This window comes from Rhizobium bangladeshense (genome assembly GCF_001662075.1).
GTDB lineage: Bacteria > Pseudomonadota > Alphaproteobacteria > Rhizobiales > Rhizobiaceae > Rhizobium > Rhizobium bangladeshense_B.
Map to the genome: position 1 here is coordinate 1 of NZ_LYPL01000080.1, position 1444 is coordinate 1444.

The window sequence follows — 1444 nt, forward strand, 5'->3', positions numbered from 1 at the left end:
ATCCTGTGGGAGGTGAAAATGCAAGATGTCGGCTTTGTTGGCCTTGGAATGATGGGAGTACACATGGCGCGGCATATCGCCAATGCCGGCTTTAGATTGCATGTGTTCGATGCCAATAGCGATGCGGCTGAACGCCTAAGCGCTGCCGGTGCCACCATCCATTCATCCCCTCGATCCGTTTCAGACGCTGCCGAGGCCGTCCTCGTCTGCCTGCCCACCCCCGAGATCGTCGAGCAGGTAGCTCTAGGAACTGACGGGCTCATACATGGCAAGCGCGTCAGGTTTTATGCCGATCATTCCACGACGGGGCCGACGGTGGCCCGGAAGGTCGCCGAGGAACTTGCAAACGCGGGCATTAAGTCGCTCGATGCCCCATTGGCCGGAGGTTCGCGCGGGGCGGAGGCTGGCACGCTGTCAGTGATGGTCTCGGGCGACGGGGAAGCTTTCACATCCCTTCTTCCGGTGTTCCAGTCCTTTGGGCGGAACGTCAAGCTCGTCGGCAAAAAGGCCGGCCAAGGCCAAGCCTTGAAGCTCGTCAACAACATGATCGTGGGCGCGAACCTCGTCGTGGCCGCGGAGGCTGTCTTGCTCGGTGTCAAGTTCGGTCTCGAGGCGGAAACCGTTCTGCAGATGCTCAATGCAAGCACGGCTCGCAGCTTCGTAACTGAGGACCTGATCGAGAAGCGGATTCTCGACCGGAACTTCGACTTCGGATTCAGGCTGGAGCTGATGTGCAAGGACTTGCGCCTCTGCCTTGCCGAGGCTGAGGCCGCAGGAGTGCCAATGCCGGTGTCAGCGCTGGCCCGCAGCTTTTACGACATCGCGAACGAAAACGGGATGACCGGCCGCGACATGACGGTGGTGGTCGATGAGTTAGAGCGCGCCGCCGGCGTCACGATTGCGCGCAGGACAAGCTGACGCGCCTCCGATAGGGAAAGGATTCCACAATGCTGAGCAAAGCTTTGGATGGCGTCACCGTAATCGATTTTACGCACATCGGCGCAGGCCCGACGTCCACGATGCTCCTTGCCGACATGGGCGCGAATGTCATCAAGATTGAGCCCCCCGAAGGCGAGCTTGGGCGAAAACTGGGCCCCTCTTGGATCGGGAAGGACAGCGCGCTCTTCCACGGCTTCAATCGAAACAAACTCGGGGTAACGCTTGATCTTAAATCGTCCGCTGGATTAGACGCAGCACGGAGGCTAGTCAGCAATGCTGATGTCGTTGTGGAGAGCATGCGCCCGGGGGTGATGGCCCGTCTCGGCCTTGGGTTCGATGCGCTACGGGCCTTGAACCCGCGCATCGTGTATTGCTCCATCTCCGCTTACGGCCAGTCTGGACCTTATGCAGAGCGCCCCGGCGTTGATGGCATTCTGCAGGCCGACAGTGGTCTCATGAGCATAATCGGGACGGAAAATGCCGAACCCTCAAAGGTTCAGGCACC

2 protein-coding genes are annotated in these 1444 nt (G+C 59.9%); both read left to right on the plus strand.

All coding sequences use genetic code 11. The annotated features are described in order from the left end of the window. Positions 1-918: NAD(P)-dependent oxidoreductase (locus tag A7X77_RS31515; RefSeq protein ID WP_210179783.1), on the plus strand; the 918-nt coding region annotated here is incomplete at its 5' end. Positions 919-947: 29 nt separating this feature from the next. Then, positions 948-1444 (plus strand): CaiB/BaiF CoA transferase family protein (locus A7X77_RS31520; protein ID WP_197486929.1); only part of this gene is annotated, 497 nt, incomplete at its 3' end.